Annotated in this window: 25 protein-coding genes; 13 read left to right on the forward strand and 12 right to left on the reverse strand. The window is 66.6% G+C overall.

All coding sequences use genetic code 11. The features are described 5' to 3' along the window. Positions 1-12: 12 nt before the first annotated feature. Positions 13-279 (forward strand): helix-turn-helix domain-containing protein, encoded by a 267-nt coding sequence (locus tag SLG_RS00665; RefSeq protein ID WP_014074467.1) that lies wholly within the window; start codon positions 13-15, stop codon positions 277-279. Beyond that, positions 276-2,000 carry a SulP family inorganic anion transporter gene (locus tag SLG_RS00670; RefSeq protein ID WP_014074468.1) on the forward strand — a complete coding sequence of 575 codons (1,725 nt, stop codon included), beginning with the start codon at positions 276-278 and terminating at the stop codon, positions 1,998-2,000. Before SLG_RS00665 ends, SLG_RS00670 begins: the two co-directional genes overlap by 4 nt. A 36-nt stretch (positions 2,001-2,036) precedes the next feature. On the opposite strand, the gene SLG_RS00675 is transcribed toward SLG_RS00670, so the two are convergent. The 5 genes from SLG_RS00675 to thrS form a co-directional block, all read right to left on the reverse strand. After that, entirely contained in the window at positions 2,037-2,996 is a 960-nt protein-coding gene (locus tag SLG_RS00675) for a D-2-hydroxyacid dehydrogenase (protein ID WP_014074469.1), read from the reverse strand. Beyond that, positions 2,986-4,461: a cysteine--tRNA ligase gene (cysS, locus tag SLG_RS00680; protein ID WP_014074470.1), complete on the reverse strand. Its 1,476-nt coding sequence runs from the start codon at positions 4,459-4,461 to the stop codon at positions 2,986-2,988. Before cysS ends, SLG_RS00675 begins: the two co-directional genes overlap by 11 nt. A 153-nt stretch (positions 4,462-4,614) precedes the next feature. Next, complete coding sequence (locus SLG_RS00685) at positions 4,615-5,295, reverse strand: PEPxxWA-CTERM sorting domain-containing protein (RefSeq protein ID WP_041392287.1); 681 nt, start codon at positions 5,293-5,295, stop codon at positions 4,615-4,617. Positions 5,296-5,481: 186 nt separating this feature from the next. Then, positions 5,482-6,018 (reverse strand): translation initiation factor IF-3, encoded by a 537-nt coding sequence (infC, locus tag SLG_RS00690; protein ID WP_014074472.1) that lies wholly within the window; start codon positions 6,016-6,018, stop codon positions 5,482-5,484. A 281-nt stretch (positions 6,019-6,299) separates the two neighbouring features. Beyond that, positions 6,300-8,303 (reverse strand): threonine--tRNA ligase, encoded by a 2,004-nt coding sequence (gene thrS / locus SLG_RS00695; RefSeq protein WP_014074473.1) that lies wholly within the window; start codon positions 8,301-8,303, stop codon positions 6,300-6,302. 389 nt (positions 8,304-8,692) lie between these two features. Here thrS and SLG_RS00705 point away from each other — a divergent pair, with 389 nt between their 5' ends. From SLG_RS00705 to SLG_RS00715, 3 genes are read left to right on the forward strand one after another with little or no spacing between them, the layout of a single operon-like run. Beyond that, positions 8,693-8,872, forward strand: a complete 180-nt coding sequence (locus tag SLG_RS00705; protein WP_014074474.1) for a hypothetical protein — start codon at positions 8,693-8,695, stop codon at positions 8,870-8,872. A 3-nt stretch (positions 8,873-8,875) separates the two neighbouring features. Then, complete coding sequence (locus SLG_RS00710; protein WP_014074475.1) at positions 8,876-9,295, forward strand: hypothetical protein; 420 nt, start codon at positions 8,876-8,878, stop codon at positions 9,293-9,295. Further along, positions 9,292-9,483, forward strand: a complete 192-nt coding sequence (locus SLG_RS00715; protein WP_014074476.1) for a helix-turn-helix transcriptional regulator — start codon at positions 9,292-9,294, stop codon at positions 9,481-9,483. The genes SLG_RS00710 and SLG_RS00715 overlap by 4 nt, the downstream gene beginning before the upstream one ends. A 25-nt stretch (positions 9,484-9,508) precedes the next feature. Here SLG_RS00715 and SLG_RS00720 read toward each other — a convergent pair whose 3' ends face one another. Beyond that, a complete protein-coding gene (locus SLG_RS00720; protein ID WP_041391661.1) occupies positions 9,509-10,246 on the reverse strand; it encodes a methyltransferase domain-containing protein in 738 nt (245 codons plus the stop codon). A gap of 171 nt (positions 10,247-10,417) precedes the next feature. Here SLG_RS00720 and SLG_RS00725 point away from each other — a divergent pair, with 171 nt between their 5' ends. Beyond that, a complete protein-coding gene (locus SLG_RS00725) occupies positions 10,418-11,476 on the forward strand; it encodes a YjgN family protein (protein WP_014074478.1) in 1,059 nt (352 codons plus the stop codon). A 78-nt stretch (positions 11,477-11,554) separates the two neighbouring features. After that, a complete protein-coding gene (locus SLG_RS00730) occupies positions 11,555-12,634 on the forward strand; it encodes a M48 family metallopeptidase (protein WP_014074479.1) in 1,080 nt (359 codons plus the stop codon). A 7-nt stretch (positions 12,635-12,641) separates the two neighbouring features. On the opposite strand, the gene SLG_RS00735 is transcribed toward SLG_RS00730, so the two are convergent. Next, positions 12,642-13,652 carry a sensor histidine kinase gene (locus tag SLG_RS00735; protein ID WP_014074480.1) on the reverse strand — a complete coding sequence of 337 codons (1,011 nt, stop codon included), beginning with the start codon at positions 13,650-13,652 and terminating at the stop codon, positions 12,642-12,644. 303 nt (positions 13,653-13,955) lie between these two features. Between SLG_RS00735 and SLG_RS00740 the strand changes: the two genes are divergently transcribed. Both SLG_RS00740 and SLG_RS00745 read left to right on the forward strand, forming a co-directional pair. Then, positions 13,956-14,711 (forward strand): alpha/beta hydrolase, encoded by a 756-nt coding sequence (locus tag SLG_RS00740; protein WP_014074481.1) that lies wholly within the window; start codon positions 13,956-13,958, stop codon positions 14,709-14,711. A gap of 7 nt (positions 14,712-14,718) precedes the next feature. Continuing rightward, positions 14,719-15,636 carry a hypothetical protein gene (locus SLG_RS00745; RefSeq protein ID WP_014074482.1) on the forward strand — a complete coding sequence of 306 codons (918 nt, stop codon included), beginning with the start codon at positions 14,719-14,721 and terminating at the stop codon, positions 15,634-15,636. Positions 15,637-15,688: 52 nt separating this feature from the next. On the opposite strand, the gene SLG_RS00750 is transcribed toward SLG_RS00745, so the two are convergent. After that, complete coding sequence (locus SLG_RS00750; RefSeq protein ID WP_014074483.1) at positions 15,689-17,494, reverse strand: AMP-dependent synthetase/ligase; 1,806 nt, start codon at positions 17,492-17,494, stop codon at positions 15,689-15,691. A 201-nt stretch (positions 17,495-17,695) separates the two neighbouring features. Between SLG_RS00750 and ggt the strand changes: the two genes are divergently transcribed. From ggt to SLG_RS00765, 3 genes are all read left to right on the forward strand, one after another. Then, positions 17,696-19,432, forward strand: coding sequence for a gamma-glutamyltransferase (ggt, locus tag SLG_RS00755; RefSeq protein WP_014074484.1), 1,737 nt, complete (start codon positions 17,696-17,698; stop codon positions 19,430-19,432). A 261-nt stretch (positions 19,433-19,693) separates the two neighbouring features. Next, a complete protein-coding gene (locus tag SLG_RS00760; protein ID WP_014074485.1) occupies positions 19,694-20,215 on the forward strand; it encodes an EI24 domain-containing protein in 522 nt (173 codons plus the stop codon). 4 nt (positions 20,216-20,219) lie between these two features. Next, on the forward strand, positions 20,220-20,612 hold the full coding sequence (locus SLG_RS00765; RefSeq protein WP_014074486.1) for a hypothetical protein: 393 nt from the start codon (positions 20,220-20,222) through the stop codon (positions 20,610-20,612). A gap of 5 nt (positions 20,613-20,617) precedes the next feature. On the opposite strand, the gene queG is transcribed toward SLG_RS00765, so the two are convergent. After that, the gene (queG, locus tag SLG_RS00770; protein ID WP_014074487.1) at positions 20,618-21,697 is read right to left on the reverse strand and encodes a tRNA epoxyqueuosine(34) reductase QueG; all 1,080 of its coding nucleotides are present in this window, start codon (positions 21,695-21,697) and stop codon (positions 20,618-20,620) included. 64 nt (positions 21,698-21,761) lie between these two features. Here queG and msrB point away from each other — a divergent pair, with 64 nt between their 5' ends. Further along, entirely contained in the window at positions 21,762-22,271 is a 510-nt protein-coding gene (gene msrB, locus SLG_RS00775; protein WP_014074488.1) for a peptide-methionine (R)-S-oxide reductase MsrB, read from the forward strand. 68 nt (positions 22,272-22,339) lie between these two features. Here msrB and SLG_RS00780 read toward each other — a convergent pair whose 3' ends face one another. The 3 genes from SLG_RS00780 to SLG_RS00790 are packed head-to-tail and all read right to left on the reverse strand — an operon-like array spanning position 22,340 to position 26,073. Next, entirely contained in the window at positions 22,340-24,163 is a 1,824-nt protein-coding gene (locus tag SLG_RS00780) for a hypothetical protein (RefSeq protein ID WP_148276451.1), read from the reverse strand. Further along, the gene (locus SLG_RS00785; protein WP_014074490.1) at positions 24,124-24,519 is read right to left on the reverse strand and encodes a GtrA family protein; all 396 of its coding nucleotides are present in this window, start codon (positions 24,517-24,519) and stop codon (positions 24,124-24,126) included. The genes SLG_RS00780 and SLG_RS00785 overlap by 40 nt, the downstream gene beginning before the upstream one ends. A gap of 9 nt (positions 24,520-24,528) precedes the next feature. Then, positions 24,529-26,073, reverse strand: a complete 1,545-nt coding sequence (locus tag SLG_RS00790; protein WP_014074491.1) for an NAD(P)/FAD-dependent oxidoreductase — start codon at positions 26,071-26,073, stop codon at positions 24,529-24,531. Positions 26,074-26,146: the final 73 nt, after the last annotated feature.

Genomic DNA, 26,146 nt, shown 5'->3' on the forward strand with positions numbered 1-26,146 from the left:
ACATGAAGCGTCATGATGACGTCTGCCCAGATGCGCGCCGCTCGTGCCTTGCTCGGCATGGATCAGCGCCAGCTCGCCCAGCTCTCCGGCGTTTCGCTGCCGACGATCCGGCGCATGGAAGCCAGCGACGGCAATGTGCGCGGCAATGTCGACAGCCTCGTCAAGGTGGTGGATGCGCTCAGCGCCGCGGGGGTGGACCTCATCGGTGACGGCGCGCCGAGCCCGGATGGCGGTCGCGGCGTCCGGCTGAAGCCCCGGAGGGGAGAAAACGGATCATGAAGCAACGCGTGGCCGCTCCGAGCTTTGCGGAACTCTTCACGCCCAAGCTCGTCTCCGTGCTCCGGGAAGGCTATGATGCGCGCGGCCTCAAGGCGGACGCGGTTGCGGGCCTGACGGTCGCCATCGTCGCCCTGCCCCTCTCCATGGCCATTGCCATCGCGTCCGGTGTCGGCCCCGAGCGCGGCCTCTACACCGCGATCATCGGCGGGTTCATCGTCTCGATGCTGGGGGGCAGCCGTTTCCAGATCGGCGGGCCGGCGGGCGCCTTCATCGTCCTCATCGCCGCCACGGTCGCGCGGCATGGCGTGGACGGCCTGCTGATCGCGACCTTCCTGTCCGGCCTCATGCTCATGGCGGCGGGGTGGCTGCGGCTCGGCACGTTCGTGAAGTTCATACCCTATCCCGTGACGGTGGGCTTCACCGCCGGGATCGGCATCATCATCCTGGCCAGCCAGCTCAAGGACCTCATGGGCCTCACACTCGCGGGACCGGAGCCCGGCGAACTGCTGCCCAAGCTGCAGGCACTGGGCGTGGCCCTGCCCACGGTGAACGCGGCGGCGCTCGGCCTTGCTCTGGCGGCCATCGCCATCATCCTCGCCTGCCGGAAATGGCGGCCGCACTGGCCGGCCTATCTCATCGCCGTGGTCGCAACCGCCCTGCTGGCCACGCTCGTGAACCTGCCGGTGGAAACCATCGGCTCCCGGTTCGGCGAAATTCCGCGCGGCCTGCCCGCGCCGGGATTGCCCGATCTTTCCCCGGGTCGCGTGGTGGAGCTTCTGCCGACGGCTCTGTCCTTCACGCTGCTGGGCGCGATCGAGAGTCTGCTCTCCGCCGTGGTGGCGGACAGCATGAGCGGGCGGCGGCACCGGTCCAATTGCGAGCTGGTGGCGCAAGGCGCGGCCAATTGCGCCAGTGCGCTGTTCGGCGGGATGTGCGTGACGGGCACGATCGCGCGGACGGCCACCAATGTCCGGGCAGGCGCGCGTGGCCCGGTGTCGGGCATGCTGCACGCCGTGTTCCTGCTCGTCTTCATGCTCGTCGCCGCGCCGCTCGCGAGCTATATTCCGCTTGCTGCCCTCGCCGGCCTGCTGGCGACGGTCGCCTGGAACATGGTCGAGCGCGATCATATCGCCACGCTCGTGCGCGCCTCGCGCGGGGATGCGCTGGTGCTGGCGGTCACTTTCCTGCTGGTGGTGCTTGAGGATCTCAGCCTCGGCATTCTCGTGGGCTTCAGTCTCGGTACGCTGATCTTCCTCAACCGCATGGCGCAGGCAGTGGAAGTGGAGACCGGCAGTCCCCTCGTGGAGGCCGACCGCGCGGACGATGATCGGACCGGTGGCCGATCAGGTTACGAGCTCGCCCCGATCGCGGATCAGGACATCGCCCTTTGCCGCATCTCGGGTGCCTTCTTCTTCGGCGCGGCGGGCGCGGTCTCCGCCATGCTGGACCGGCTGGACGAGAATCCGCGCGCCTATGTCATCAACATGGCAGACGTGCCGATGCTCGATTCGACCGGCGCCGCGACCATGGAGGCCTTTGCGCGCAAGGCGGCTCAACGCGGCGCGGCGCTCTACATCGCCGGGGCGCGCCCGGCCGTCCGCCGCGCTCTTCTGAGCCATGGCGTCCGCCCGCCCCATGCCCACTATCGCGCGAACATGAAGGAAGCCATCGAAGCGGCCCGACTGGCAAAATTGGGCAGCGAAGAAGAAACGCTGCATTGATGCGGCTCGGAGGCGCCGGGCGTACCCTGCCAGCCCTCAGTATCCCCGGCTCAGGTCAACCACATGCTCAAGCGGCTCGCCGGCGAGATAATGGCGCAGATTCTTCAGGAAACGCTGGGCACCCCGGCGGAAAGCGCTGGTCTGGCTCTGGCCGGACAGGTGCATGGTGACAAGCAGGTTCGGCGCATCCCATAGCGGGTCTTCCGGCGGCAGCGGCTCCGGCGTGGTCACGTCGAGGAAGGCGCTGCCGATCCCGCCGGACCGCAAGGCGTCGATCAGCGCGGGCTGATCGACAAGTTCGCCCCGGGCGATGTTGATGAGCCGGGCATCGGCCTTCATGGTGGCCAGCTCCGCCGCGCCGATCATCGCGCGTGTCTCGTCCGTGCTGGGGGCTGCAAGGATCACGATGTCGAATTCGCCGAGGCGGGCGCGCCAGTCGTCCGGCCCGATCACGGTCGGATCGCCGGAGTCCGCGGACCGCCGTACACCGGTCACGTCGACGCCGAAGGCCCGCAGCCGCGTGCCGATCTCGCGGCCGATCGCGCCATAGCCGATGATGAGTGCCTTCGCGCCCAGCAGCTCGAACGAACCGGGCGGCCCGCTGCGGATCCAAGCCTTGCGATCATGGGCGCGGACCACCTCGTCCAGCCGCTTGGCGAGGGTGAGCACGCCGAGCACGGCATAATCGGCAATGACATCGGGCATGAGGCCATTGCCATTGGTGAAGATCTGCCCGCGCTCGCGGATTTCCTTCACTGGAAAAGCATCGAGTCCGACGGTGACGGTGTTGATCCACCGGGCAGACGTCGCGGCGCGAGGGCCCTTCACATAAGCGCCCGATGCCCAGTCGTCGAACCAGCCGATCTCGGCTTCCGGCGCAAGCGCGAGGCATTCCTCGAGCGTCGAGAAACCCCTGACCTCCACGCCCTCCGGCAGCATGGCCGAAAGCTGGGCGCGATAGCGCTCGGGAAAGACGATCAGCGGCTTATGTGCCATGCTCCAGCTTCCACTCCCATCCCAGCGGATCGCCATCCATCACCTCGACTCCGGACGCGATGAGCGAATCGCGGATCGTGTCGGACGTGGCGAAATCCTTCGCCGCGCGCGCCTCTTTCCGCTGCGCCAGAGCCGCATCGATGTCGGCTTCCGCGATGGTAGCGGCTGTGGGGCGCAACCGCAGCGCCGTGCGGTCGAGCGTGAGAAGATCGAGCCCGAACACCGCGTCCATCCGCTCGATCAGCGCGCGCTTTTCCTCGGCCGGCACTTTCTTCATCGCAATCGCTTCCTCGACGACGATGAGCGCGGCCGGCGTGTTCAGATCATCGCTCAGCGCCTCGTCGAACCGCGCCAGCAGGGGCGCCAGGCGGGGATGCGTCACGGCGTCCGCCGCCTCCACGCCCCGGAGCGGTCCGACCGCCATCAGCATACGCTTCAGGCGCGTGAGGGCCGCCGCGAGATTGTCCCAGCTGAATTCCAGTTCCGATCGGTAATGCGCCTGCAGGCACAGCAGCCGGTAAGCGAGCGGGTGATAGCCCCGGTCGACGAGCAACTGCAGCCGCAGGAACTCGCCCGAGGACTTGCTCATCTTGCCGCCGCGATCGATCAGGAAATTATTGTGCATCCAGATGCGGGCACCGCTGTTCTGCGCGCAATCGAGATGGCCGTGATGAGCATCGAAGCCCTGGATCGCCTGATTCTGCGCGATCTCGTTGGGATGATGAATTTCGCGGTGATCGATGCCGCCGGTGTGGATGTCGAATGGCAGGCCCAGCTCGGCCCGGCTCATCACGGAGCATTCGAGATGCCAGCCCGGCGCGCCGCGGCCCCAGGGCGAATCCCATTCCATCTGGCGCGTCTCGCCCGGCGGGGTCCGGCGCCAGATGGCGAAATCCGCGCCATGGCGCTTGCCTTCCACCTGCTCGATCCGGCCCTCGCCTTCTTCCGTGGCCGCGCGCGCCAGCCGGCCATAGTCGGCGACGGTCGACACGTCGAAATAGAGGCCCGAGGGCAGCTCGTAGCAATGCGTATCGGCGATGGCTTTCGCCGCCTCGATCATCTGCGGCACATAATCGGTCGCCACCGTCCATTGCGCGGGATCAGACACGTTCAGCCATTGGAGGTCGCGCTTGAACTCGGCGGTGTAGAAGGCGGCGATATCCCAGGCCGATTTGCCCTGGCTCGCGGCGGCCTTCTCCATCTTGTCGTCGCCCGCATCGGCATCTGACGTGAGATGGCCGACATCGGTGATGTTGATGACATGACGCAGGCGATAGCCCTTGAACCGCAGCGTACGGCCCAGCGTATCCGCGAAGACATAAGCCCGCATGTTGCCGATATGCTGGTAGTTATAGACGGTCGGCCCGCAGCTGTAGACGCGCGCCTCGCCGGGATGGACGGGCTCGAACGGCTGCATCGCGCGCGTCAGGCTGTTGAACAGGCGCAGGGGCGTGGCTTGGGTCATGGCGGGCCATGTGAGCGTTGCCGGCGCCAGGGTCAACTCCCGCCCGCAGCGCAGGATGCAGCGAGTCCAAAAAGGAAGGCGGCGGCCTGTCCGGCCGCCACCTTCTTGGCCTTCTCTCGCATGGCTGCGCCAGCCGAGAGCGGGCGCTTTTCTTCAGACGAAGCTGAGACGGACGCGACGGCGACGGAGTGCGCTACCGACCACGCCCATCCCCGCGATCATCATGGCCCAGCTCGCCGGCTCCGGCACGGCTGCCGGGGGCGGCACGTCCTCGATCGCGCGCACGTCGAAGCGGATGTTGTCGAGGCCGACGTCATAAGCATCCGGTCCCCAGACGAGCCTGATGCCATCGGAGAACCAGCCGCTGTCGACCGCGAGCGTGCCATGGGTGGGATAGAGCGTCGGCGCCGAGCCGGCCGCGATCACTGTGCCGCCAAGCGAGCTGATGTCATAATTGATCGTCTGGCAGCTGCCGCGATTCTGATAGCAACCAAAATCGAGGGAAATCAGCGACACTTCATAGCCGGCCGCTGCCGTGAAGATGATCTCGCTGGCATGGGTCGTCGGCCCGGAGCCGCCCCAGACGATGTTCAGCAGATCGCCGTAGCCGGCCGCCCAATGCTTGAGGAAGCTCTCGTAAGTGACGCCGGTGCTGCTGTCGAAAGAGCGGTAGGACACGTCCACCTGCCCGGCGATATCCCCGTAATTCTGGCCAATGGCCGAGCCGTTGCCGCAGGCTTCGTTGCCAGCAACGCCGCAGATATTCCCGCTGAAATCGAGAACCGACACCGCGCCCGCGGCAGAGGGCAGCGCCATCAGGCCAGTGCCTGCCATCGCCGCGAGGACAAAGTTTTTCACAAACATATCAATCTCCCACATCATCAATCTGGAAGGCGCGCATGCACCCTTCCGACAGATCAAGCGGGAAATTGCCGCGAATCGGACCAGCGGTCCCGCACGGACCGCCGTCCCGAATCGAGATTGCGCAGATTTCTGACAGCCGGCGCGGCGAATGGCGCCTTATTTGGGCGCCAGCACCATGAGCATCTGGCGGCCTTCCATGCGGGGATAGGCCTCGACCTTGGCAATCTCGGTCACGTTCTCGGCAACGCGCTGAAGCAGCGCCATCCCGAGTTGCTGGTGCGCCAGCTCACGGCCGCGAAACCGCAGCGTGATCTTGACCTTGTCGCCCTCGCCGATGAAGTCGTGGACCTTCTTCATCTTCGTATCATAATCATGATCGTCGATGTTCGGACGCATCTTGATCTCTTTGAGTTCCTGCGTCTTCTGGGTCTTGCGAGCGATATTGGCCTTTTTCTGGGCCTCATATTTGTACTTGCCGATGTCGAGAAACTTGCAGACCGGCGGATCCGCAGTGGGCGAGACCTCGACGAGGTCGAGGCCGACATCGGCTGCCTGCTCCATCGCCTCGCGCGTGAACATCACGCCGAGATTTTCACCATTCTCATCAATGACGCGCACCTTGGGCACATTGATGAATTCATTGTAGCGCGGGCCGTTGAGCGGCGGGGGCGGCGCCATAGGGCGGCGCATCATTGGGGGACGTATAGCCAGTTCTCCTTTAATGACAGTTCGAGGCCTCTTAACTTAACGATTTTCGATGGCAACTGAAAGAGGCGTGCTACGCAAGGCACGCCGGTGCGGCGCGATAGCAACAGTGCGTTAATGAGCTGCCAAGATGCCGCGCGCCATCTCCCCATATAGGAATGATGGCGAGCGATTGCGAGACATCCGGCGGACATGCCGGCGTGGCGCCGATCGCCCGCGATCCTTCGATGCCGTCCGGCGCCGGACGAGGTTCGCCGGCGCGCGGGCGCCTATCGCAGATCGGGCGGAGTCGCTTCGGCGACGAGCATGGCGATGAGATCGTCCACCTTCATGACCTTCTGATGCTCGTCCGAGCCCAGCCGGCGCAGCGCTACGGTGCCTTCCTCAGCCTCGCGCCGGCCCACGACCAGCAGGTTGGGGACCTTGGCAAGGCTGTGCTCGCGCACCTTGTAATTGATCTTCTCGTTGCGCAGGTCCGTCTCGACGCGCAGGCCCGCCGCCTGCATCCTGGCCGCGACGTCCTTGGCATAGTCGTCCGCGTCCGAGACGATGGTGGCGACGACTGCCTGCACCGGGGCCAGCCACATCGGGAACTTGCCGGCATGGTGCTCGATGAGAATGCCGATGAAGCGTTCATAGCTGCCCAGGATCGCGCGGTGGAGCATCACCGGGCGATGGCGCTCGCCATCCTCGCCGACATAGCTGGCGTCGAGCCGCTCGGGCAGCACCGTGTCCGTCTGGATGGTGCCGACCTGCCATGTGCGACCGATCGCGTCGGTGAGGTGGAACTCGAGCTTGGGCGCGTAGAAGGCGCCTTCGCCGGGCATTTCCTCCCAGCCCCATTCCGCCGTGTTGCGCCCGGTGGCGGCGACGGCGTCGCGCAGGCTCTGCTCGGACCAGTCCCACATCTCGTCCGAACCGAAGCGCTTCTCCGGGCGCAGGGCGAGCTTGATGGCGTAATCCGAGAAGCCGAGGTCCTTGTAGACGACGTCGAGGAGGTCGCAGAAGGCGGCCACCTCGCTCACGAGCTGATCCTCGCGGCAGAAGATATGCGCGTCGTCCTGCGTGAACTGGCGCACCCGCATCAGGCCATGCAGGGCGCCGTGCGGTTCGTTGCGGTGGCAGCAGCCGAACTCGGCCAGGCGCAGCGGCAGGTCGCGATAGGATTTGATGCCCTGCCGGAAGATCAGCACATGCGCCGGGCAATTCATGGGCTTGAGCGCCATCCATTCCGCGTCCTGCGAGACGACGGGGCCTTCATCCTCGGTATTCGGCGTCTCGTCGGGGATGACGAACATGTTTTCGCGATACTTGCCCCAGTGGCCGCTCTGCTCCCACTGGCGCGCATCCATGATCTGCGGCGTCTTCACTTCCTGATAGCCCGCCGCGTCCAGCCGACGGCGCATATAGGCCTCAAGCTGCCTCCAGATCAGATAGCCCTTGGGGTGCCAGAAGACACTGCCATGCGCTTCCTGCTGGAGATGGAACAGGTCCATCTCCTGCCCGATCTTGCGATGGTCGCGCTTCGCCGCTTCCTCCAGCCGATGGAGATGCGCGTCGAGCTGCTTCTTGTTCAGCCAGCCCGTGCCATAGATGCGCGAGAGCATGGCATTGCGCTGGTCGCCGCGCCAGTAAGCGCCGGAGACGCGCGTCAGCTTGAAAGCATTGGGATCGACCTTGCCCGTGGAAGCGAGATGCGGCCCTCGGCACATGTCGAGCCACTCGCCGCCGGACCAGTAGACGGTCAGATCCTCATCGCCCGGCAACTCGGCCGCCCATTCGGCCTTGAAGGATTCGCCCTGCGCGGTCCAGCGCTCGATCAGCGCCTCGCGGCTCCAGACCTCGCGGCGCAGCGGCTTGTCGGCCAGGATGATCTCGCGCATCTTCGCTTCGATGGCGGGCAGGTCGTCCTCCGTGAACGGCCCATGATCGGCGGGCGGCGCGACATCGTAATAGAAGCCGTCGTCCGTCGCCGGACCGAAAGTGATCTGCGTGCCGGGGAACAGCGCCTGAACGGCCTCGGCAAGGATATGCGCATAATCGTGGCGCGCCAGCTCCAGCGCATCCTTCTCGTCCTTCGCGGTGACCAGCGCGAGATTGGCGTCCGCCTCCAGGGGGCGCGTGATGTCGACCAGTTCGCCGTCAACCCGGGCCGCCAGCGCCGCCTTTGCGAGCCCCGGACCGATGGCCGCCGCGATCTCCGCCGGCGTCGTGCCCCGCGCCACCTCGCGCTGCGAGCCATCAGGGAGCGTGATCTTCACTAGTTCCGTCATCGGTTTTGTTCCTGTCTGCGGCGATGCGCTTAGGGAAGCGCGGCCGTATTGAAAAGAGGCAGGAAAGGGAGGACGCCGTCCGCTTGCCCATTCCCCCGTCGGATGGGCCTCTGGCGACGTGCGTCAGCGGCGAAGCATGACGCGCGTGCCGAGGCCCCCGGTAGTGGTCCGGGTGATCGTCGTCGACCTGATGAGCGCGAACGGTCTCGGCATGGTCCACAACATAAGGGGAGCACGCCGGTTTGTCACGCCTCCGGCTCCCTGCGTGGACAGCGACCACGCCGGATGCGCGCCGGTCGGGTCCCCGAGGGGCGCAACCTGACAAGGGTGCTTGACATCAGGCATCGAATAGTCAACTATCCTTTACATCGATTCAATGGAGCTTGACTATGACCATTCTGTCCAAGGCGCTTTGCTGGGCGGCCGCGCTGATACTCCTGGCTGTCGGTGCACGGCTCGGCGTCGTGTCCGAGCGAGCGATGCGAGTGCTCATGATCGTCCTGCCGATTGTCGCCGTGCTCACATTACGCGGCGGGCGGTGCAGCCGTGCCGCCCGCGAAAGGGCCTGAGCCATGGCAGGCGCATCCACGAACATCGCCTACCGGCGCTATCTGCGGCGCATGGTGCCGATCAGCCTCGCTTATGTCGCGAGTGTCGCACTCGCCACGCGGCTCATTCCGGATGACGCGCCCGCCGATGCCGTCACCATCTTGATCGCGCTGGTGCCCGGCCTTGCCGTCTTCGGCTGGATCTGGGCCATGGCGCGGCTGCTCATCGAGCTGGACGACGAGTATCTGCGCCTGCTCGAAGTGCGCAAGTTCCTCGTGGCGACCGGCGTGACTCTGGCGGGCACCAGCGTCTGGGGCATGGTGGAACTCTATGCCGACGTGCCGCGCCTGCCGGTCTTCTTCGTCTTCCCGCTCTGGTGCGCCGGCCTTGCTATCGGCCAGATCGTCAATCGCCTGACGCTGGGCGACGGAGGCTGCGCGTGAGAAATCGCCTGAAAGTCCTGCGCGCCGAGCGGGACTGGACGCAGGGCGATCTGGCCGACCGGCTGGCGATCAGCCGACAAAGCGTGAATGCCATCGAGACGGGGAAATATGATCCTTCCCTGCCGCTGGCATTCCGCATCGCCGATCTGTTCGGCCTGCGGATCGAGGAAATCTTCCTGCGCGATTGAAAAGGTTGAGCCGCCAGCGGCGACATCAGTTTTTCTCGAGCACCAGCACATAGCCCATCGGCATGACATCGCGCATGCGCCGGCTGAGCGGCGCCAGCGGGGCGAAGAGCGCGCCGGTCATGTAGTGCACGATCCAGGCCGGGAGCGGAAAGCGGCGCGTGTAGACGATCTTGGTGAGCAGATCGCGCACGACATCCAGCCCGCCGGCATAAGCGCGCCCCTCCACCACCGCGAAGCCATGACGCGCCGCAAAGTCGCGCAGCTTGTGAATGGTGTAGCGATGATGATCGTGCGGCTCCTCATGCAGCCAGTAAAGAAACGGCACGCCGATGATCGCCCGCCCACCGGGACGCAGGACGCGCGCCACCTCGGCAAGCAGCCGGTCAGGCTCGCGCAGATGCTCCAGCACGTCGGTGAGCAGCACGGTGTCGAGCGAACCACTGCCGATACGCAGCGGCTCTTCCAGATCCTGCGCGACATCGGGTGCGACGAGCCTGTGTGGTCCGTCCGGGCGATCGACCCAGAGCATCGATGTGACGTGCGGCGCGTAGATGCCCGCCAGCGGCGCGTTGCCGCAGCCCAGATCGGCAAGCGCACCACAGGCATATGCACGGATCGCGGTGACATAGCTGTCCAGCGCCTTGTCCGCGGACAGGCGCGAAGCGATGCCGACATGCCTGACGGCGCTGCGCCATCGGCCGCGCCGCTCGACGAACTTGCTTGGCCGCCAGCCTCTGGCGACCAGTTTTTCCAACTGGACCATATACCGCCTGATCTGCCCCCTGCGGTCGACTCGTCTGCCGGGCCCCCACCCGACTCCTCCGATATAGCGTCCAAAGCTTAATTGTCGCTGCTTGACAGTGCGCGGGCCGGCAGTGTTCTTCCACTCGAGGATGCGGCGTCGAGGGGGCGGGCGCAGGGGGAAGGACATATCATGGAGGAACCGGACGCCGGCGCGTTCGCATTCACCGGCGACTGGCGAGATTATGCGCCGATCGCCTTCACCAATCTGCTGCTAACCATCGTCACGCTGGGGGTCTATCGCTTCTGGGCGACCACGCGCACCCGGCGCTATCTGTGGAGTCGCACCCGGTTCATCGACGAGCCGCTGGAATGGACGGGCACGGGCATGGAGCTGTTCATCGGCTTCCTGCTGGTGCTGGCGCTGTTCGGCATCCCCCTGCTGTTCCTCCAGTTCGGCATGCAGGCGCTCATCTTCAACGGGCAGGCGCCGCTGGCCTTCAGCCTCGCCTTTCTCGCCTTCGCCATGATCTTCTACCTCAGCGGCGTCGCGCGTTTCCGCATGCTGCGTTACCGGCTGAGTCGGACCTGGTGGCACGGCATCCGTGGCGGCAGTGACGAGAACGGCTGGGCTTATGGCTGGTCCTATGTCTGGCGCTATGTGGTGGCCGCCTTCTCGCTCTACCTGCTGATCCCCTGGGCCATGATGTCCCTGTGGAACGACCGCTGGAGCGCGATGAGCTTCGGCCCGTTCCCATTCCGCGCCAAGGCGGGGCCGGGGGCCGTCTTCAAGCGCTTCCTGCTCTTCTACCTGTTGCCTCTCGCCCTGTTCGTCCTGCTGACGATCGCCGGCATCGGCATGCGGGAAGGAGAGACGGCGCTCGATCCCGCGGCTGCGGCGATGGTGGGATTTCTGTTCTTCTTCATCTACGCCGGGCTCGGCGTCATCGCGCTCGTCTTCTACGCCAAGTTCTTTCGCGTCGCGGTCGGGGGCATGTCGCTCTCCGGACTGCATTTTCATTTTCGGGCGCGTTCGCGGGACTGGCTCATGCTCATCCTGGGTGACATCGCGCTGGTGGTGCTGACGCTCGGGATTGGGGCGATCTTCCTGTCCTATCGTCACTGGAAGTTCTTCATCACACATCTCTACGCCACCGGTGAGATCAGCCTTTCCGAGCTCACCCAGTCCACCACGGCGGCACCGAGGCAGGGCGAAGGCCTCGCCGATGCCTTCGATATCGGGGCGATCTGACAAGGGGATGGACATGGGATCATCCCGTTCCGGCAATGCATCGCAGGCGGCGCCCGGCGAGCGCAGGGCGCGCGCATCATGACGAGCGCCGGTCCCGACGAGCGCATCTGGCATTATGACGGGCGGGACGCGACGCGCCACCATCCCAGAATCGACTGGCATGCGGAGGGCTTCTCGCTCGTCTGGCCAGGGGGCAAGAGCGGGCCGCATCGGTGGAGCAATCTGGTGCCACAGGGCAATGCGGGCGGCCGCTCGGTCTATGGCCTGCGCGGGGAAGGGGGCTGGCGGCTGGTTTTCGACGGCCCGCCGCCGCATGATTTTGCCGTGCATCTGCCGCTGCCGGCTCGCTATGGCCGCTGGATCGACCGCATCGGCCTGTGGCCGGCCATCGCCCTCTTCGCCCTGATGGCTGCGATCCTCCTCTTCGTCGTCCTGCGCGCGCCCGCCTGGGTCGCGCCGCTGATCCCGCGAAGCTGGGAAGACCGGCTCGGCGACACGATGATCGGCGATTTCGGCGGCAGGCTGTGCGAAACGCCCGAGAGCCGCGCTGCGCTCGAGAAACTGCGGCGCGAACTGGGCGACGCCGTGCCGATCCGCCGCATCGCCATCGCCAATATCAAGATGGTCAATGCCGTGGCGCTGCCGGGCGGACATATCATCATTTTCAGGGATCTCATCGAGGAGGCCAAGTCGCCCGACGAACTGGCCGGGGTGCTCGCGCATGAAATCGGCCATGTGCGCAATCGCGACACGATGACGGCGCTGGTGCGCCAGCTCGGCCTCAGCGTCCTGCTGGGCGGCTTCAATGGCCAGGTGGGCGGCACCATCAACGGGCTGCTCGCGCTCAGCTATGGCCGCGATGCCGAGCGGGAGGCGGACCGCTATTCCATCGAGGCCCTGCGTGCGGCCGGTATCTCGCCGCTACCGACCGCCGCTTTCTTCGAACGGATGGAGAAGCGCTCCGGCGGCGAAAGCATCGAGCGAGCGATGAGCTGGATGGCCTCTCACCCCGTGTCCGCCGAGCGCAAGGCCGCGTTTGAAGATTCGGCCGTGAAGGGCGGACACTATAAGCCGGCGCTCAGTGCCGTCGAATGGAAAGCCCTTGTCGATGCCTGCGCCCATGACAAGGATGTCGCCCCGCCGCCGTTCGACTTCTAGGCAAGGGTCAGGCGGTGATCTCGTCCAGCGGTGCGCGCATCTCGAGCGAGAAACCGGTCGGCGCGTAGCGCCGGACCACGTCGCTGCGACTGCCGAGCCCCCTGTCGATCAACCGGGAGCCGAAGCCCGACTGTCCGGGCCCGGCAATTTCCGGCCCGCCGCTTTCCTCCCACGCGAGGCGGAACATGCCATCCTCGATGGTCCAGAGCAGGCGGATGCGTCCCTCCGGACAGGAGAGCGCGCCATATTTGACGGCGTTGGTCGCTAGCTCGTTGAGCATGAGCGACAAGGCGAGCGTTGCATGGGAGCCGATCGGGCAGTCCGGCCCATCCAGATCGATCTGCCCCAGCCCGTCATGCGGGGCCAGCGAATCGCTGATGACGCGGCGCAGCGAGACCGCAGACCAGCCCTGCCGCAGCAGGATGTCATGTGCATGGCCCAGCGCCGTGAGCCGCTCGCCGAAGGCATCGAGCGCAGCGGCAGGCGTCGCGTGGCGCAGCGTCTGGAATGCAATTCCCTGCACGACCGCCAGCGTGTTCTTGAGGCGATGCGCCAGCTCCTGGTTCACCGCGGCCAGATCCGCCTGCGCGCGCACCGTATCGCTGGTCTCGATCACGGTATCGAGCATGCCCGCAATCGTTCCGTCCGCGAGGCGCAGCGGGCTGTAGCAGAATGTGAACCACGCCTGCTCGGGGCCACCGGAGCGATGGATGACGAGTGGAAAATCCTCGATATAGGTCGGCGTCCCGGCGAAGGCGCGCTTCACGATCGGTTCGATGTCGGGCCAGACCTCCGACCAGACGTCAGCAAAGGAGCGGCCCAGCGCATCCGCCTTGCCACGAAGAATGGGCAGGAAAGCGTCATTATGGATCGTCGTGAGCTGAGGGCCCCAAATCACCGCCTTGGGAAAATGCGAATCCAGGATCTGGCGCGTGATGATCTTGAGCTCGGAAGGCCAGTCGGCCTGGGGGCCGAGAGGCGTCGTTGCCCAATCGAAGCGGTCGATCCGTTCGCTCATCGACTGGGAGGATCGACTTGTGGTCTCCCCGGTTCCTTCAGATGTCGTGGAAGCCGAGCATGCGTATCCCGCCGCCTCCGGCCTGCTGTTTCCATCCATCGCTTTTGCTCCGCTTGCGCAAGCCCACCTTCGGATGGTTTTCGGCCGAACGCGTGTTCGAGTCCGGCTCGGGTGCCGGATCGTTCCCGCTTATTGTCGCGATTTAGGCCCGTCCAACCGATTCCGATGAACTGAACAGATGGTCGGACCGGAGACACGGTCTCGCCGGTTCAATCTCTCAGCAAAGCAGTCTAGGACGACATAATGAGCGATATGCCCCTGGAGCCGCCGAGCTTCCTCTCCCGTCCGGACACTCCCCGGCTGGCCTACCGGCACCGGACCGGAGCCGGACCGACGACCGTGTTCCTCCCCGGCTACATGTCCGACATGCTGGGCGGCAAGGCTGCCGCGCTGGACAGCTGGGCTGCGGCGCGGGGGCAGGCGATGCTGCGGCTGGACTATGCCGGCTGTGGCGAAAGCGACGGCACCTTTGAGGATGGGACGCTGGCGAGCTGGCGTGACGATGCGCATGCCGTGATCGACTATGTCGCGCCGGACGGGCCGCTGGTGCTGGTGGGGTCCTCCATGGGGGGATGGCTTGCGCTGTTGCTTGCACAGGCGCTCGGCCGGCGCGTGGTCGGGCTGGCCGGCATCGCCGCCGCGCCGGACTTCACCGACTGGGGCTTCGACGCCGCGCAGAAGGAAGTGATCCGGCGCGAGGGGCGACTGGTGGAGCCCACGCCTTATGGCGACCAGCCTTATGTGACCACGCGCGCCTTCTGGGAGTCCGGGCAGGCGCTGCGGCTGCTGGAGAGCGAGATCGCTATCGATTGCCCGGTGCGGCTGATCCAGGGGCAAGCCGATCCCGACGTGCCATGGCAGACGGCGCTGCGGATCGCTGAACGCCTCCGTTCAGCGGACGTGCAGACGATTCTCGTCAAGGACGGCGACCATCGCCTCTCCCGCCCGCAGGATATCGCCCTGCTCTGCGGGACGGTGGCGGCCCTGACGGAGCTCTGATCCCCGCATGTTCCTGCCCATCGCGCTCGCCCTTGCCCAGCTCGCCCAGCCCGCGCAGCACGATCCCGAGATCGAGGCGCTGCTGCGGCGACGTGACGAGCGCAGGCGCAGCGAAGCGCTGGAACAGCCCGCGCCGCGAAACGGCGCGGATGCGGAAACCGGTGACAAGGCGGGGCTGGACCGGGTCCTCCCGCCGCAGATTGCCGAGCGGCTGGCGGCATGCCTTGCGAAAGCCGATGGTGATCCCGACACAGGGCTCGCCGACGCTGCCGCGTGGGCAAAGGCGGGCGGCGGTGCCTATGCGGCGCATTGCGAGGGTTATGCATTGGGGCAGGCCGGGCGCTGGACGGAAGCGGCCGATGCTTTCGCGCGCGGCGCCGGGACGAGCGGACTCGATGTCGAGACGCGCGCGCGGCTCTGGTCGCAGGCCGGCAATGCGGCTCTGGTGGCGGGCGATGTTCCGCGGGCGATCCGTGATCTCGATACGGCATTGGCGAATCCGCTGCCCCGCACCCTTTCCACTGGTGAAATCCATCTCGATCGCGCGCGGGCGCGCGTTGCAGCCGGCGACCTTCCCGGCGCGCGCGCCGACCTTGATGAGGCCGTGGTGCTCGCGGCGTCCGACCCGCTCGCATGGCTGCTGTCCGCCACGCTGGCGCGGCGCATGGACGACCTGCCGCTGGCGCGCCTCCATATCGGGGAAGCCGCGAAGCGCGCAGGCAATGATGCAGCCGTGGCTCTGGAGCAGGGCATCATTCTGGCGCTTTCCGGCGAGCGGGACGATGCAGCCCGTGCCGCCTTCTCACGCGCACGGGAGCTGGCGCGACCGGACAGCGCGATCGGCAAGCAGGCGGCGGACTATCTTGCACAGCTGGGCGCGGAGCCCGAGGCGCCGAAAGAATCGCCTGTCGAGCCAGGGCGATGACGGCCCTTTTTTGTGATTGACGTGGAGCATGGTCAAGAAAGACCCGGCGTGCTCAATCCTGCGCCTTGCCGCCGTACAGGGCATCCAGCTGCGACTGGTACTTCGCCCGGATGATATGCCGGCGGATTGATTGCTTGGGCGTCAGCATCTCGTTCTCGATGGTGAAGGGCTCGTCGGCCAGGGCGAAACGCCGGATCTTCTCGATGATGGAAAGGTCCGCGTTCACCCGATCGACCGCCGCGCGAATGGCGGCAAGAAAGGCCGGGTCCTCGCGCAAGGCGATCAGCTCCGGGGATTTGTGCCGCGTCGTTGCCCATTCTGTTGTCCACTCCGGATCGGGCACGATCAGCGCCACGATATGCGGGCGCCGGTCGCCATGGACCATGACCTGGCCGATCTCCGGCTGGAGCGTGAGCATGCCTTCCAGCTTTGCCGGCGCGACATTGTCGCCCTTGTCATTGACGATGAGGTCCTTCTTGCGATCCGTGATGCGCAGCCGGCCGCCCTCGTCGAATTCGCCGATGTCACCGGTGTGCAGCCAGCCGTCGCGAATGGCGCGCGCGGTCTCGGCCGGGTTGTTCCAGTAGCCTTTCATCACCAGTTCGCCGCGCACGAGGATTTCGCCATCGTCCGCGATTCGCACTTCGACATCCTTGAGCGGTGGTCCCACGCTATCCATGCGCAGGCCGCGCGAGGGGCGATTGCAGCTGACCACTGGTCCCGCCTCGGTCTGGCCATAGCCTTGCAGCAGCGTCAGCCCCAGCGCGTCGAAGAAGGCGCCGACATCGGGATTGAGCGGTGCGCCGCCCGAGACAAGTGCCTTCATCCGCCCTCCGAACCGGCTGCGGACCTTGGGAATGATCGTGCGATTGAGCACGGCCTGGAGCGGCCGGTCGAGCAGCGGAAGCCGGCCGCCATGCGCGCTCCGCTTGCCCCCAAGGCGCTGGGCCTGCTCCAGCAGCAGCGCCGGCAGCCGCCCCTGCTTCTCCACCGCCCGGGATACGCGCATGCGCAGCAGCTCGAACAGGCGGGGGACGACGACCATGATCGTCGGGCGCACCTCGGCGATGTTCGCGCCGAGCTTCTCGAGGCTCTCGGCATAATAGATCTGCCCGCCAAGGCCGATGGGCAGGAACTGGCCTCCGGAATGCTCATAGGCATGGCTGATCGGCAGGAAGGAGAGGAAAACCTCCTCGTCCCAGCCGAAATCGCCCGCGATGATGTCCACGCAGCCCTCGACATTGCAGAGGATCGCGCCGTGATGCTGGACGACGCCGCGCGGCGCGCCGCCGGTTCCGCTGGTGTAGATGATGCAGGCGGTGTCCTCGCGCGTGGCGGTAAGCGCGTCTGCGCAGGCCCACGGGTCGGCGGGGTGGAGCGCCAGCAGCGCATCCCAGTCATGGATGGCAACGGCGCTGCTCTGCATCGATTTCACCGGCTCGATGGCGATCGCGAACTCGATCGGCGAGCGCATCACGGCGGGCATGAGAGTCTTCGCGATCTTGGCGGTCGAGAAGATGACCGCGCGTGCCCCGCTATTGGCGATGATATGCTCATGATCGCGGATGGTATTGGTGGTGTAGGTGGGCACGGTGATGGCGCCGGCGGCCATGATCGCGAGATCGGCGATGCAGAATTCGGGCCGGTTCTCGCTCACCAGCATCACCCGGTCGCCCGGTTCGATGCCGAGCGATTGCAGCGCCTTCGCCATCGATGCGACCTGTCGTGATGCCTGGGACCAGCTCGTCGATTGCCAGTCATCCTCGCTCTTTGCCCAGAGGAAAGGGCGATCACCGCCCTCGGCCGCCCGCGCGAAGAACATGGCGGTGAGGCTCGGGAAATGTTCGAAAGCGCGCAAGCAGGCCTCTCCCTCGATACGATATCGCCGTCTGACGCGGCATGAACGCGCCGTATAGGCTGGCCGTTCCGTAAGGGCCAGAGCCAAGCATGGCAGTCCATGCGGTGCGAGACTGGGCATGCGGCCCTTGCCTTGTCGGCATCGCTCTCCCACTGTGCGGGGATATGCATGTCTTGCACGGCCTGAAGGGAACATCGCCGCATGAGTTTTCTCCGACCGCTCGTCAGCTTCCTTGCCGCTCTCGCGCTCGGCGCATGCGGCGCGGGCACGGGCACTGCGCCGCAAAGCGCCTCCGCTCAGCCGCCGTCTGCCAGCGCGCAGCCGCGCCACTTCGCCATCGCATCCAATCCGCTGGCCGTGGAAGCGGGACTGGCGGTGCTGCGCCGGGGCGGCAGCGCCGCGGATGCCGCGATCGCGGTGCAGGCCATGCTCTCGCTGGTCGAGCCGCAAAGCTCGGGCCTTGGCGGCGGCGCGTTCATGACATGGTTCGATGGCGCGCGCGGCACCGTCACGGTCTATGACGGCCGGGAGACAGCCCCTGCCGGCGCCAGCGAGACGATGTTCCTGGATGCCGCGGGCAAGCCGCTGCCCTTTGGCGACGCCGTGATCAGCGGCCGGGCGACCGGCGTGCCCGGCGCGGTGAGGATGCTCGCCATGGTGCATGGCGAACATGGCAAGCTGCCCTGGGCATCGCTGTTCGACGATGCGGAGCGGACGGCGCGCGAAGGCTTCGTCATCACACCCCGGCTCGGACGTTTCCTGGGCGGGCGTTTCCCGCAGCTCGGCGTGGCGGATGCCCGTGCCTATTTCTCGAATGCCGACGGCACGATGAAGAAGCCGGGCGACCGGCTGGTCAACGCGCCTTATGCCGATTTCCTGTTGCGGCTCGCGGCGCAGGGGCCGGACGCGCTCTATACCGGAGAGACCGCACGGCGCATCGTGGACAAGACCACGTCAGGGACCTTGCCGGGCACGATGACGGCGGCGGACCTTGCTGCCTATCGGCCGGTGAAGCGCGAGGCGCTGTGCAACCCCTATCGTGTCTATCTGGTCTGCGTGCCCCCGCCGCCCTCCAGCGGCGTGGGTTTCCTCGAATTGCTGGCGCTGCTCGAGCGCACGGATATCGACAAGCGCGGGCCGGACGATCCGCAGGCATGGTTCCTCTTCGCGCAGGCCAGCCGCATCATGTATGCCGACCGTGATCGCTATGTGGGCGACCCTGCCTTCGCACAGGTGCCCGTCAAGGGCCTGATCGACCCGGCCTATGTCGCGCAGCGGGCACGGCTGATCGGCACGACGGCGGGTGCACCGCCAGCCGCGGGCATCCCGCCCGGCGCCGCGCTCGCCGGGGTGGACGCCACGGTCGAGCCGGGCGGCACCTCGCATTTCATCGTGGGCGATGCGCAGGGCAATGTCGTTTCCATGACGACCACGGTCGAATCGATCTTCGGCACGGGCCGGATGGTCGATGGCTTCTTCCTCAACAACCAGATGACCGACTTTTCCTTCGTGCCGCGCGATGCCGAGGGGCGGCCGGTCGCCAATGCCGTGGCGCCGGGCAAGCGCCCCCGCTCGTCCATGATCCCGCTCGTGCTCATCGACGAGGCAGGCCGGTTCGCCGGCGCTTTCGGATCGGCGGGGGGCAACGCCATCCTCGCCTATGTGGGCAAATCGCTGGTCGCGGCCATCGACTGGCAGCTGCCTGTTCAGGACGCGCTGGCATTGCCCAATCTCGTCGCGCGCGGGGCCGCCTTCCAGGGAGAAGTCGACAAATTTCCTCCCGATGTGATCGAGGGTCTCAAGGCCCGCGGCATCGATCTGCGGCCGGGGCAAGGCGAGGATTCGGGCGTCCATGCCGTGATGATCCGCGAGGGTGACCGGTTCGATGGCGGCTACGATCCCCGGCGCGAGGGGCGCGCCATCGCCGAGCCGAAGTAAACCAAAGGGGGGCTCGGAGCCTGTCCGGGCCTCCCTGCCGTGCCTGACCTGCCGACAGGAAACGGGGAAGGTGCGATCCGCATCTTGACGCGCGCCTGCTCCCGCGCGAGCGTGCGCCATGATCCTCACCGCCCTGTTCCGGGCTCTTCCGCAGATCGCCCTGCCGGACATCCGGGCCGTGCTCTGGCGCAGTCTGGCACTCACGCTCCTGCTGTTTGCCGGGCTGGGAGTGCGGTCTGGTGGGGCTTGCGGACCCTTTTCATGCGAACGGGCTGGCTCGCGGCGGACGGTTTCGCCGGCGCGGCGCTGGCGGGGCTGATCGCGGCGCTTTGTGCCTGGCTGCTGTTCCGCGCCGTGGCCGTCGCGGTCGTCGGCCTCCATGCCGACCGGATCGTGGCAGCCGTGGAACGGGCGAGCTACCCCGGCCGACATGCCGCCGCCCGGATCGTGCCGGTGACGCAGGGCGCGGGCGGGGCCATCCGCTCCGTGGTACGCGCCATCGGCTGGAATCTCCTCATGCTGCCCCTCTATCTCCTCCTGCTCGCCACCGGCATTGGCGCGCCGCTGCTGTTCTTCGCGATGAATGCCTGGCTGCTCGGCCGTGATCTCGCCGAGCAGGTCGAGGGACGTCATCCCGACCTGCCGCCTCTCAGCGCCGGTCAGCGATCGCAGATCGGTCTCGTTTCGGCTCTGATGTTCCTGTTGCCTGTCCTGAACCTGCTTGCGCCCGTGCTGAGCGTGGCTATGGCAACCCACATGTTTCTTGGGCGCAGGGCGGACTGACGGCATGGTCCGCGCATTCATCATCCGACATGGCAGCGCGGCGGCACTGATGCTCGGCCTGCTGCCCGCGCTGGCAGCCTGCGGTGCCGGCGTCGTCCCGCCCGGCGATGCCGCGCGGCCGGCGGCGGGGTTCACGCCGGCCAGGAAGTCGCAGCCTGGCGGCCTGATGGGGGCCGATGCACGGGGACTGACGCGCCTCTTCGGCGAGCCGCGCCTCGACATCCGCGACCCGGCGGCGCGCAAGCTCCAGTTCGCGAACGGCCGGTGCGTGCTCGATGCCTATCTCTATGCGCCGGCTGCCAATCGCGAGCCTGTCGTCACGCATGTCGACGCGCGCGACGGCAACGGGGCGGACATGGACTGGAACGCCTGCGCGAAGATGTTGCGCGACCGCTAGGCGGATCAGCCGGTCTGGTCGCCCGTTGCTGTGATTTGCGTGGCGAGCCGCTCCAGAGCCCAGCGCGCCGCTTCCGCCACGACGGCGTCATCATCGTCCACCAGCCGTTGCAGCGCAGGCACCAGTGCGGGATCGGCGCTGTTGCCGGCAGCGATCGCAGCGTTGCGCACCATGCGGTTGCGCCCGATCCGCTTGATCGGCGAGCCGGCGAACACGGCCCGGAAGGCCGCGTCATCGAGTGCCAGCAGATCGGCAAGCTCGGGCGCGACCAGTTCTGCGCGCGGCAGATAGGCCCTGTTGGCTCGCGCAACTTGCGCGAACTTGTTCCAGGGACAGACGGCGAGACAGTCGTCGCAGCCATAGACATGGTTGCCAATGCCCGGCCGTAACTCCTCCGGGATCGGGCCCTTGTGCTCGATGGTGAGATAGGAAATGCAGCGCCGCGCATCGAGACGATAGGGAGCCGGAAACGCATCGGTGGGGCAGATGCGCTGGCATGCGTCACAGGAGCCGCAGCGATCCCGCGCGGGCGGATCGGGTATCAGGTCGGCCGTGGTGTAGATCGAGCCCAGGAACAGCCAGCTCCCCTCGGTACGACTGACCAGATTGCTGTGCTTGCCTTGCCAGCCGAGGCCTGCGGCGGCCGCCAGCGGCTTCTCCATGACGGGCGCGGTATCGACGAACACCTTGAGCGCCACGCCGCTGTCTTCCGCCAGCCAGCGGCCCAGTGCCTTGAGCGCCCGCTTCACGACGTCATGATAATCCTGCCCCTGGGCGTAGACCGAGATGCGGCCCGTGGAGGGATAGTCGGCCAGCGCCATGGGGTCGGATCGAGGCGCATAGCTCATGCCCAGCATGATGACGGACCGCACCTCCGGCCAGAGCGCGGCGGGGCTGCCGCGCTGCTCCGCACGGTCCTCCATCCATCCCATCTCGCCATGGCACCCGGCGGCAAGCCAGGCGCGCAGACGCCCCGCCGCCTCCGGAATCGCATCCGCGCGCGTGATCGCACAGGAGGTGAAGCCGAGGCGCAAGGCTTCCGCCTTGATTCGCTCTTCCAGCGTCCGGGAGTCCGGCCGTGCCATGGCGGCGCTGCCTAGCCGAAGCGGGGGGACTTGCGAAGCCCGTTCGCGCGCCCACATCAGGGCGATGGAACACGGGACCGGACAGGACCGACGAGCGATGCTGAGCGGCGCGGCCTCGCTGGCGCTTCTCTCGCTGGCTGGCATCGGGCGGGCAAGCGCCGCCGGGCGACCCAGCGCGCCCTTTCAGCTCACCGATGCGGAATGGCGCAAGCGGCTCGGGCCGCAGGCTTATGCCGTTCTGCGTCGGGCGGCGACGGAACGCGCCTACAGTTCGCCGCTGAACGGGGAGAAGCGCAAGGGAATCTTCGCCTGTGCCGGTTGCGGCCTTCCGCTCTTCTCCTCCGCCACCAAATATGACAGCCGCACCGGCTGGCCCAGCTTCTGGCGACCCTTGCCCAAGGCGGTGGGCACCAGCACCGACCACATCCTGGGCTATGCCCGGACGGAAGTACATTGCGTGCGGTGCGGCGGCCATCTCGGCCATGTCTTCAACGATGGGCCAAGGCCCACGGGCCTGCGCTACTGCATGAACGGCGCCGCCTTGAAATTCATCCCGGCTGCGGCCTCCGGCTGACCGGCTGGCGAATTTGCGGCAGAGATGAAGCGGAGCCGGGCGGATGCCCCTCCGCATCCGAACGCGCCTTATCGAGCCCGAAGCCTGACCCGGTACACCAGCACGCTTTCGCCGGGACGCATCGGCACGAGTTCCAGCCACTCAGGCGGGTTCCCGGAGGCGAGGACTGCGGCGAGGCCACGCGGATTGAGCTGGCGGTACTTGCGCACCTCGTTCTCCTGCGCACACAGCACGACGTAATCCGCCCCGGCGCGCGCGACGATCGCCTGCGCGGCGGAAGGCGTCGCGGTCATGCCTTCGATGACCATCTTCATGCCCTCGATGTTGCGATGATGGCCGGTGCCGATGACGGCATGGTGTGTGTAGGCCAGCACATGCGCGCCGATGTCGAGCGGCGTGAACAATGTGGCGGGAGGCAAAGCGCTCAGCCCCCGCAGGCGGGAAAGACTGGCGCAAGCGACAGATCGTGGTGCTGCCTCGCTATCCCCGGCTTCCTGGTCGTGATGCAGGGCGGCGGTGGCCGAGACGGCCCCGAGCGGCGTGGCGATGGCTGTGGCCGCCGTGAGACTCACGCGCAACGGCATGAACCTCAGCCGCTGTGCCGCCGCTACCAAGCGCCCGAGCAGCACGGCATTGCCCGGAAGCGCGACGAGATGCGCGAATGACATGGCGCGCATGACGCTGAGGGAAACCGCTAGTGCGCCGAACTGGAGGATCAGTATCGCAACCCAGGCCATGCGCTCCGGGCCATGCGCGGCTCGCCGCAGGCCGATGATGCTCCCGACAAGGCCGAGCAGCGAGGGCAGGACGATCATCGCCTGCATGTCGGGCGTCTGCGCCGTCAGGGGCAACCCTTCGCGGACGGAGAGATACCAGTGCCGGTAAACGAGGGGATCGAGCGTATCGAACGGCCCGGCGAGGCATTGCCGCGACAGCGCGAGGAAGGCGGCAAGACCGGCGCCGCCGGCCAGCGCCAAGGGCACCGAGCGCTGCAGGCGCGTGCCGCCTGGAAAGGCGCGCTGCGCGCCGATCAGCACGATCGCGGCGAGCGCGAGCGGCACCAGATAGGCCGGCGAGACGCTGTCGCACCATGGAAACAGCGCGTCAGCCGGTGTGTGGGTGCCGAACAACAATATCGCCGAGAGGCCAGTGAGGGCAGCCAAATAAGCAAGCAGGTCCGGCCAGCGATCGGTGCGGGCAACGTGGCGAAGCCCGAATATGCTTCCGACCAGCACCGCATAAGGCAGGCCCTCGATGGATATCTGCAGCCAGCCCGCCATCGCGACGCCCGCCAGCAATCCGGCGCGCCCGTCACGCCAGTCCGCCCGCGTCAGGGCCAGCATGGCAAGAGCGCCCATGACGATCTGCATGCCATGATGATCGATACGCATGGGCGCGAACCGGATGAGGATCGACGCGGAGGAGAGCAGCAGGATGACCGCCAGCAGCGCCGGTCCGCGATGCAGCCCCAGCGCCCGCGCGGTGGCATGGACGATGAAGCAGAGCGCCAGCAGCATCAGGAGCGGTATCGCGACCAGCGTCACGCGTTCGGCCAGCGCCACACCCAGCATGGGCGTGAGGAGGGCCAGCATCGACGCGATCGGCAGGTCTACCAGCCGTGACCAGTGCATGGGCACGCCGGTCGGTGGATGGATGCGGTGCTGCAGGCTGTCGAACCAGCTCTGTCCTGCCAGCAGGTCCCGCACCTGCACCAGTCGCAGGGCATCGTCGGGATCAAGGAAATAGAGGGCGGTGATGTACTGCCAGTTGATCGCGATCATGACGCTGGCCGACAGCAGCCAGAGCATGAGAATCAGCACGCGCGGGCCCGGCGCGAAACTGGCCGAACCGCTCACCATCCGGAAAACACGATGGACCGGCGCAGCAGCCATGTGACCTGGAAACTGATGACGATGGCCATCAGCTTGGCGAAGATCGGCAGCAGGCCCAGCAGATGGCCAAGGCTCACGATGACGGTGGTGAGCGCGAGCCCCGCCAGTGCGGATCCGACGAACAGCCCTTGCTGGCGAAGCCTCTCGGGCCCGGGAGGCGCCGCGCAATCGGGGAAGACCAGCCGGGACGACATGAGCCAGTGCACGGCGATGCCGATGCCATAGCCCAGCGCGGCGGCGAGCGCCGGGGTCAGGCCGGTGCGCAGGAACAGGACGAACAACCCGACATCACAGACGAGCGCGGCGAGGCTGGCGACGCCATAGCGCATGTAGCGCAGCGAGATGAAACCGGTCATGATGCGGACTCAGGCAGCCCGTACGGGTGCCGGCACCGCGCGCGTGCTCGCCAGCGCCGCCCGTTCGCCCGCCGTCAGGTCCGGTCCCGAGAACACGCCTTCGCGCCCTGCCTCGTGATATTCGGCGTCCTCGTTCACGGCCCAGATATCGTAGATTTTCCTGCCGGCCTGGATGTTGCGCACGGTCAGCATCGCCGTCATCATCGCATGATCCTGGTTGTTGTAGCGATGCATGCCGTTGCGGCCGATCAGGTGAAGCGTGGGATAGGCCTCGTCCAACTCCGCGCGGATCGCCTCGACATTGGCGGCGTAGGTCTCGTCATAGACCGGATAGGCCTTTTCCTGTCGCACCACGGCGCCGCCGACCACCTGATCGGCGGAGACGAGGCCCATCAGTTCCATCTCGCGCGTGGCCAATGCGATGAGATCCGCATCGCTGGCGGACCACAGGCCATCGCCTTCGAAGCAGAAATATTCGAGGCCGACGCAGGCAATGTCGGGATCGGGCACCATTTCGGGCGACCAGCTGCGGAAGTTCTGGACTCGGCCCACCTTCACGCGCGGATCGTGAATGTAGATCCAGTTGTCCGGGAAAAGGTCCTCGGAGCGGATCATCAGCGCCACCGTCAGGAAGTCGCGATAATTCAGCGCAAGCGCATTGCCGAGCGTTTTCGGCACCGGATGGATGCGGCCCGTCAGCTCGCGCATCGGTGCGGAGCTGATGACATGGGCGGCGCTGATCGTGATGGTCTCTCCGGCCTTCGTGCTGGCAACCACGCGCCAGCGACCGGTCACCTGATCCCGCGCCATCCGGTTCAGCGCATGTCCCATCAGCACCCGGTTGCCCCCGGCGAGCACATGGTCGCGCGCGGCGTCCCACATCATGCCGGGGCCGAGACGTGGATAGCGGAAATGCTCCAGCAGCGTCTTCGCGCCCATGCCGTCGTTCGGCTTCCTGTTGAGGCCGAGGCTGCGCCGGAGGCCATCCAGCACCGCGGCGCCGAGGCTCAGACCCTTGATGCGTTGTGCGGCCCAGTCCGCGGACATTTCGTCGCAGGGCATGCCCCACACCTTCTCGGTGTAGGTCTTGAAGAAGATGGAATAGAGCTTGCGGCCGAACTGGTTCACCACCCAGTCCTCGAAGCTCTTCACCTGCCGGATGGGGCGCAGCTTCGCGCGAAGGTAGCTCGCCATGCAGAGTGCCGAGCGTAGCAGGCCGAGATTGCGGAGCGCCTCGAACGCGCGCAGAGGATAGCTGTAGAATTTGCCCTGATAATAGATGCGGCTCATCCGGGGTCGCTCGATGAAGTCGTGCGGCAGGATCTCGTTCCACAGATCGACGACTTCGCGCGACTTGGAGAAGAAACGGTGGCCGCCGATGTCGAACCGGAAGCCCTCATGCTCGACCGTCCGGCTGATGCCGCCGACCTGCGCCGGGTCCTTTTCGATCACGGTGACGCTGTAGCCGGCCTTGGTCAGCAGGTAGGCGGCCGTGAGGCCCGCGGGGCCAGCGCCGATGATCGCGACGTCGACCGGCTGGTCAGGACGAGACATGCAGGCAGTTCCCCCGGATAGATTGTCCTCGCCGGGAAGTGAACGAAATGGCCTAACAAAGCGTTAAACCGGC

Source organism: Sphingobium sp. SYK-6 (assembly GCF_000283515.1).
GTDB classification, from domain to species: domain Bacteria; phylum Pseudomonadota; class Alphaproteobacteria; order Sphingomonadales; family Sphingomonadaceae; genus Sphingobium; species Sphingobium lignivorans.

Coding starts and splice junctions, on each gene's coding strand:
- SLG_RS00665 (WP_014074467.1), top strand. CDS start 13: ATGATGACGTCTGCCCAGATGCGCGCCGCTCGTGCCTTGCTCGGCATG.
- SLG_RS00670 (WP_014074468.1), top strand. CDS start 276: ATGAAGCAACGCGTGGCCGCTCCGAGCTTTGCGGAACTCTTCACGCCC.
- SLG_RS00675 (WP_014074469.1), bottom strand. CDS start 2,996: ATGGCACATAAGCCGCTGATCGTCTTTCCCGAGCGCTATCGCGCCCAG.
- cysS (WP_014074470.1), bottom strand. CDS start 4,461: ATGACCCAAGCCACGCCCCTGCGCCTGTTCAACAGCCTGACGCGCGCG.
- SLG_RS00685 (WP_041392287.1), bottom strand. CDS start 5,295: ATGGCAGGCACTGGCCTGATGGCGCTGCCCTCTGCCGCGGGCGCGGTG.
- infC (WP_014074472.1), bottom strand. CDS start 6,018: ATGATGCGCCGCCCTATGGCGCCGCCCCCGCCGCTCAACGGCCCGCGC.
- thrS (WP_014074473.1), bottom strand. CDS start 8,303: ATGACGGAACTAGTGAAGATCACGCTCCCTGATGGCTCGCAGCGCGAG.
- SLG_RS00705 (WP_014074474.1), top strand. CDS start 8,693: ATGACCATTCTGTCCAAGGCGCTTTGCTGGGCGGCCGCGCTGATACTC.
- SLG_RS00710 (WP_014074475.1), top strand. CDS start 8,876: ATGGCAGGCGCATCCACGAACATCGCCTACCGGCGCTATCTGCGGCGC.
- SLG_RS00720 (WP_041391661.1), bottom strand. CDS start 10,246: ATGGTCCAGTTGGAAAAACTGGTCGCCAGAGGCTGGCGGCCAAGCAAG.
- SLG_RS00725 (WP_014074478.1), top strand. CDS start 10,418: ATGGAGGAACCGGACGCCGGCGCGTTCGCATTCACCGGCGACTGGCGA.
- SLG_RS00730 (WP_014074479.1), top strand. CDS start 11,555: ATGACGAGCGCCGGTCCCGACGAGCGCATCTGGCATTATGACGGGCGG.
- SLG_RS00735 (WP_014074480.1), bottom strand. CDS start 13,652: ATGAGCGAACGGATCGACCGCTTCGATTGGGCAACGACGCCTCTCGGC.
- SLG_RS00740 (WP_014074481.1), top strand. CDS start 13,956: ATGAGCGATATGCCCCTGGAGCCGCCGAGCTTCCTCTCCCGTCCGGAC.
- SLG_RS00745 (WP_014074482.1), top strand. CDS start 14,719: ATGTTCCTGCCCATCGCGCTCGCCCTTGCCCAGCTCGCCCAGCCCGCG.
- ggt (WP_014074484.1), top strand. CDS start 17,696: ATGAGTTTTCTCCGACCGCTCGTCAGCTTCCTTGCCGCTCTCGCGCTC.
- SLG_RS00760 (WP_014074485.1), top strand. CDS start 19,694: ATGCGAACGGGCTGGCTCGCGGCGGACGGTTTCGCCGGCGCGGCGCTG.
- SLG_RS00765 (WP_014074486.1), top strand. CDS start 20,220: ATGGTCCGCGCATTCATCATCCGACATGGCAGCGCGGCGGCACTGATG.
- queG (WP_014074487.1), bottom strand. CDS start 21,697: ATGGCACGGCCGGACTCCCGGACGCTGGAAGAGCGAATCAAGGCGGAA.
- msrB (WP_014074488.1), top strand. CDS start 21,762: ATGGAACACGGGACCGGACAGGACCGACGAGCGATGCTGAGCGGCGCG.
- SLG_RS00780 (WP_148276451.1), bottom strand. CDS start 24,163: ATGGCTGCTGCGCCGGTCCATCGTGTTTTCCGGATGGTGAGCGGTTCG.
- SLG_RS00785 (WP_014074490.1), bottom strand. CDS start 24,519: ATGACCGGTTTCATCTCGCTGCGCTACATGCGCTATGGCGTCGCCAGC.
- SLG_RS00790 (WP_014074491.1), bottom strand. CDS start 26,073: ATGTCTCGTCCTGACCAGCCGGTCGACGTCGCGATCATCGGCGCTGGC.